Genomic DNA, 5168 nt, shown 5'->3' with positions numbered 1-5168 from the left:
GACCACACCTGCTCCGCCCGCGCCCGCGCCAGCCACGCCGACTCCGCCCGCTCCGGTCCCGGCGCCCCCGGTCCCCACCACCCCGACACCCGCGCCCGCCCCCGCCCCTCCGCCGGCCAGCACCGGCGCCGCGGCGGCCATCGCCTTCGCCACCGCCCAGATCGGCGACCCCTACCGCTGGGGTGCGGCCGGCCCCGACGCCTGGGACTGCTCGGGCCTCACGGCGGGCGCCTGGGCCAAGGGCGGCAAGTACCTGCCGCACTACTCGGTCGCGCAGTTCAGCGGCTCGACGCGGATCAGCGCGTCCCAGCTCGCTCCCGGGGACCTGGTGTTCTGGGGCTCGAGCAGCAACCCGAGCTCGATCTACCACGTGGGCCTCTACGTGGGCGACGGCCAGATGATCCACGCCCCGCGCACCGGACGGCCGGTCGTCCGGGAGTCGATCTACTCCTGGACCACGCCGAACTTCTTCGCCCGCCCCTGACCGGTCGCCGGCGCGACCTTGGTCGCGAACCGGGCGGCCAGCTCGCCGGGGTCCAGCGTCCCGGCCAGGATCCGGGTGGTGGGCCAGCCCGAGGTGTCGAGACCCGAGAGCCGGTCGAAGACGGCGAGGTCGGCGGCGTACAGCTCGGCCAGCGACTGCAGGTCATCCGCGGTCGGCGGGGTCCCCGCGACCAGCTCCGCGCCGGCGTACCGGTTGCGCAGCGGCGGGTGCTTCTCGAAGCGCGGCAGGCCGAGGTGGTCGGTCGCCCGATCGACGGAGGAGTCGAAGGACGCCAGCATCGAGCGGAACTCCAGCAGCAGCCACTGCTCGCGCGCGAAGACCGCGAAGCCGCGCTCGAGCTGCGCGCCGTAGAAGCCGCGCGCGATCCCGGACATGTGCTTGTAGCGCATCGGCTTGACGTCGGTCGGCACGGTGTCGGGCAGCGACGTGGGACGGAACTCGGTGAGGAAGCCCGGMCAGTCCGGCCAGTCCGGGTGCCGCGTCCGGAGCATCGTCCAGTGCGAGAAGAGCCGCTCGAGCGGGTCGCGGAAGACCGCGATCAGCGGCATGTCCGCCCGGTAGGCGCGCATCCGCTCCAACGCCTGCGGCCAGAACAGGTAGACCGGGGTGGAGTCGCCGACCATCGTGTGCACCTTCGCCCGACGCGGCGCGGTGTAGTCGCGCTCGTAGTCGGGGTGCTCCCAGTCGTAGGACTCGTCGTTGAAGAAGTGCGCCTCCTTGCGGGGCGGGCGGCACACGAGGCGGTGCTGGCTGATCGTCCCCGACAGGGTGGAGGTGCCGCTCTTCTGGACACCGACGATCGAGAAGTTGTACGGCATCCGCCCGAGATCGACGTCGGGCCCGGGGCGGTTCACGCGCGCGACGCTACCTTGTGGYCATGACCACCGAGCACGCCGCTGAGCACACCACGGAGCAGGACGCCGAGCACGCCGCTGAGCACGACATCCAGCAGCCCCCCGGCGGCTACGTGCGGCCCGAGGTCGACGTCGCCGCGATGACCGCGCTGCTGGACGGCCGGTACGCCGAGGTGCGCGCCCTGGTGCGCACCAACCTGGTCGAGCAGGCCGGGATCCTGCTCGAGGCCGAGACCCTGGACACCGCCGCGTTCCGCGAGCGGGTCAAGGAGGTCGTCGTCCAGATGGCCGCGACCGGCCAGACCGGCATGGGCTTCCCCGAGCAGTACGGCGGGGGCGGCGACATCGGCGCCTCCATCGCGGCCTTCGAGACCCTCGCCCTCGGGGACCTGAGCGTGCTGGTCAAGGTGGGGGTCCAGTTCGGCCTCTTCGGCGGCGCCATCCTGCAGCTCGGCACCCAGCGCCACCACGAGGCCTACCTCGCCCGGCTCATCACCGGGGAGCTGATGGGCTGCTTCGCGATGACCGAGACCGGACACGGCTCCAACGTGCAGGCCCTCGGCACCACCGCGACGTACGACGTCGACACCGGCGAGTTCGTGATCACGACCCCCGACGACGCCAGCCGCAAGGACTACATCGGCAACGCCGCCGCGCACGCCGACGTGGCGGTGGTCTTCGCCCAGCTCGAGATCGGCGGCCAGTCCCAGGGCGTCCACGCCTTCCTCGTGCCGCTGCGCGAGGACGGTGACGTGCTGCCCGGCATCCGGATCGAGGACTGCGGACCCAAGATCGGCCTCAACGGCGTCGACAACGGTCGCATCTGGTTCGACGGGGTCCGCATCCCGCGCGACAACCTGCTCGACCAGTTCGCCGCGGTGTCCGCCGACGGCGCCTACTCCAGCCCGATCGAGAACCCCAACCGCCGCTTCTTCACCATGCTCGGCACCCTCGTCCAGGGCCGCGTCTGCGTCGGCGGCGCCGGCATCAACGCCTCCAAGGTCGCGCTGACCATCGCCGTCCGGTACGCCGTCCGGCGCCGGCAGTTCGAGGCCAGCAACCCGCCCGTGGAGGACCTGATCCTCGACTACGGCATGCACCAGCGCCGGCTCCTCCCGCTGCTCGCCCGCACCTATGCGCTGCACTTCGCCCAGGAGTCGGTCGCCCAGCAGCTGCACGACGTCTTCTCCGGCCCGCCGCCCACCGGGGGTCAGGAGGGCGAGCAGCACCGTCGCCGGCTCGAGTCGGAGGCGGCCGGGCTCAAGGCGCTCGGCACGTGGCACGCCAGCCGCACCATCCAGGAGTGCCGCGAGGCCTGCGGTGGTGCCGGCTACCTCAGTGCCAACCGGTTCGACGCGCTGCGGGCCGACACCGACGTCTTCACGACCTTCGAGGGCGACAACCACGTCCTCCTCCAGCTGGTCGCCAAGGGGCTGCTGACCGACTACGCCAGTGAGTTCGAGGACATGGACCAGTTCGGCATGGCCCGCTTCGTCGCGGGGCTGGCGGTCGACACCGTCCTGGAGAGGACCAGCGCCCGCAAGCTCCTCTCCGCCATCAGCGACTTCTCGATCAGGGACGTGCTGCCCGGCGGCGACGACTGGGACCAGGAGGCGGGCCTGCTCGACCCGGCGTACCAGCAGGCGATGCTGCGCTTCCGCGAGGAGCACATGCTCGGCGGCGTCGCCCGCCGCCTCAAGCGCGGCATCGACGGCGGCATGAACCCCGGGGAGGTCTTCTCCCGGGTCCAGGACCACGTGATCGGCGCCGCCCGCGCGCACGTCGAGCGCCTGGTGCTGGACGCCTTCGTGGCCAAGGCCGCCGCGCAGCCGTCCGGCGACACCAAGGTCGCCCTCAACCTGCTGTGCGACCTGCACGCCCTCACGACCATCGAGTCCGACCGCGCCTGGTTCATGGAGCACGGTCGCCTCACGGCCGCCCGCTCCAAGGCGATCAGCCGCGAGGTCAACGACCTCTGCCGCAAGATCCGGCCGCTGGCGGTCGACCTGGTGGACGCCCTCGGCGTGCCCCGGGAGATGCTGCGGTCGGAGGAGATCCTCGGCGCATGAGACTCCTGGGTGGCTGGCACGAGGACCCGCTGTGGGCCAGCGTCTACGGCTGGCTCGTCGAGCACCGCCGCGTCGGCGGGCTGGCCTGGCGGCTCGGCCTGGGCAGTGACCTCGGCCTCCTGTACGACGCCGTGCGCGAGGTCGGTCGGCTCCCCGCCGGGTCGCGGGTGCTCGACGTACCCACCGGCAACGGCATCGCCCTCCGCGGCATCACGCCGGGGCAGGGGTTGGACTACGTCGCCGCCGACATCTCCGCCCCGATGCTCGACCGGGCCCTGGCCACCGCCCGTCGCCTCGGTGTCGACGACCAGGTGACCCCGCTCGTCGCGGACGTGGGCGACCTGCCCCTCGACGACGCCTCGGTCGACCTGGTGGCCACCTTCACCGGGTTGCACTGCTTCCCCGACCCGCACCGGGCGGTCCGGGAGATGGTGCGGGTGCTGCGCCCCGGCGGGGTCATCACCGGCAGCGCGCTGTTCCTCGACACGGGGCGCGCCCACGAGCCGGTCCGCCGGATGGGCACGCTGGCCGGCATCCTCGGACCCATGTGCACCGCCCGCGAGGCGGTGACCTGGCTGACCGAGGCCGGTTGCCGCGACGTCGACCTGCACCTCAGCGGCGGGGTCGGCTACTTCCGCGCCGTCGCCGGCTGACCTGTCACAGGGCGGGGCCGGCCGGTGTCTCCATGACGAGGACCCGGGACGAGCCGGGACCTGTCGACGAGGAGGCACCCCATGCCCAGCACGTTCCGCATCCCCCAGGCCCGCCTCGACGGCGTCCACGGCCGCGTCATGACCGCGGTCGCCCGTCGCCTGTGGGGCGAGGTGCCCGACAACGCCCGGGTCCTGCTCCACCACCGGCCGATCGCACGGGCGGTCTTCTCCTTCGAGCAGAAGGTCGCCCGGTGGAAGGCCCTCGACCCGCACCTCAAGACCTACGCACAGCTGGCCGGCGCCGCGCAGATCGGCTGCTCGTGGTGCCTGGACTTCGGCTACTTCCTCGCCCACGAGGAGGGCCTCACGCTCGACAAGGTGCGCGAGGTGCCCCGCTGGCGCGAGGCCGACGTCTTCACCGACCTCGAGCGTGACGTGATGGCCTACGCCGAGGCGATGACCTCGACCCCGCCGACGGTCACCGACGAGATGGTGGCCGCCCTCGACGCCGCGCTGGGCCACGAGGCGATGGTCGAGCTGACCATGATGGTGGCGGTCGAGAACCAGCGCTCCCGCTTCAACGCGGCCATGGGCCTGGCCAGCCAGGGTTACGCGGACCGCTGCGAGCTGGCTCCGCTCGCCGTACGCTCGCACGCATGAGGGGGCCGACGACGGACGCGTTCGTCGCCCACCGCAGCCTGCTCTTCACCGTGGCCTACGAGATGCTCGGGTCGGCGGCCGACGCCGAGGACGTCCTGCAGGAGGTCTGGCTGCGCTGGTCGGGCGTGGAGCACGACGAGGTCCGCGACGCGCGGGCCTACCTCGTGCGCATCACGACCCGGCTGGCGCTCAACCACCTGCGGGCCGGCGCGCGCCGACGCGAGGAGTACGTCGGGCCGTGGCTGCCGGAGCCGCTGATGACCACTCCCGACGTCGCCGAGGACGTCGAGCTGGCCGAGGGGGTCTCGACCGCCATGCTGCTGGTGCTCGAGACGCTGCCGCCGACCGAGCGGGCGGTCTTCGTGCTGCGCGAGGTCTTCGACGTGCCGTACGACGAGATCGCGGCCGCCGTGGACAAGTCCGAGGC

6 protein-coding genes are annotated in these 5168 nt (G+C 72.6%); 5 read left to right on the top strand and 1 reads right to left on the bottom strand.

Annotation, left to right across the window (positions count from 1 at the left end):
- The coding region (locus tag ACXJKL_RS13945) for a C40 family peptidase (RefSeq protein ID WP_457207644.1) at positions 1 to 484 on the top strand (484 nt) is incomplete at its 5' end.
- Here the strand turns inward: ACXJKL_RS13945 and ACXJKL_RS13940 are convergent.
- Complete coding sequence (locus ACXJKL_RS13940) at positions 445 to 1359, bottom strand: sulfotransferase domain-containing protein (protein ID WP_457207643.1); 915 nt, start codon at positions 1357 to 1359, stop codon at positions 445 to 447. The genes ACXJKL_RS13945 and ACXJKL_RS13940 overlap by 40 nt on opposite strands.
- Before the next feature lie 23 nt (positions 1360 to 1382).
- Between ACXJKL_RS13940 and ACXJKL_RS13935 the strand changes: the two genes are divergently transcribed.
- The 4 genes from ACXJKL_RS13935 to ACXJKL_RS13920 form a co-directional block, all read left to right on the top strand.
- Entirely contained in the window at positions 1383 to 3428 is a 2046-nt protein-coding gene (locus ACXJKL_RS13935; protein WP_457207642.1) for an acyl-CoA dehydrogenase family protein, read from the top strand.
- On the top strand, positions 3425 to 4081 hold the full coding sequence (locus ACXJKL_RS13930) for a class I SAM-dependent methyltransferase (RefSeq protein ID WP_457207641.1): 657 nt from the start codon (positions 3425 to 3427) through the stop codon (positions 4079 to 4081). Before ACXJKL_RS13935 ends, ACXJKL_RS13930 begins: the two co-directional genes overlap by 4 nt.
- Before the next feature lie 81 nt (positions 4082 to 4162).
- The gene (locus tag ACXJKL_RS13925) at positions 4163 to 4741 is read left to right on the top strand and encodes a carboxymuconolactone decarboxylase family protein (protein WP_457207640.1); all 579 of its coding nucleotides are present in this window, start codon (positions 4163 to 4165) and stop codon (positions 4739 to 4741) included.
- Positions 4738 to 5168: sigma-70 family RNA polymerase sigma factor (locus tag ACXJKL_RS13920; protein WP_457207639.1), on the top strand; the 431-nt coding region annotated here is incomplete at its 3' end. The genes ACXJKL_RS13925 and ACXJKL_RS13920, both read left to right, overlap by 4 nt.

The sequence above is a fragment of the Nocardioides sp. P5_C9_2 genome, assembly GCF_054049555.1.
This window is presented reverse-complemented; position numbering and strand designations above follow the sequence as displayed.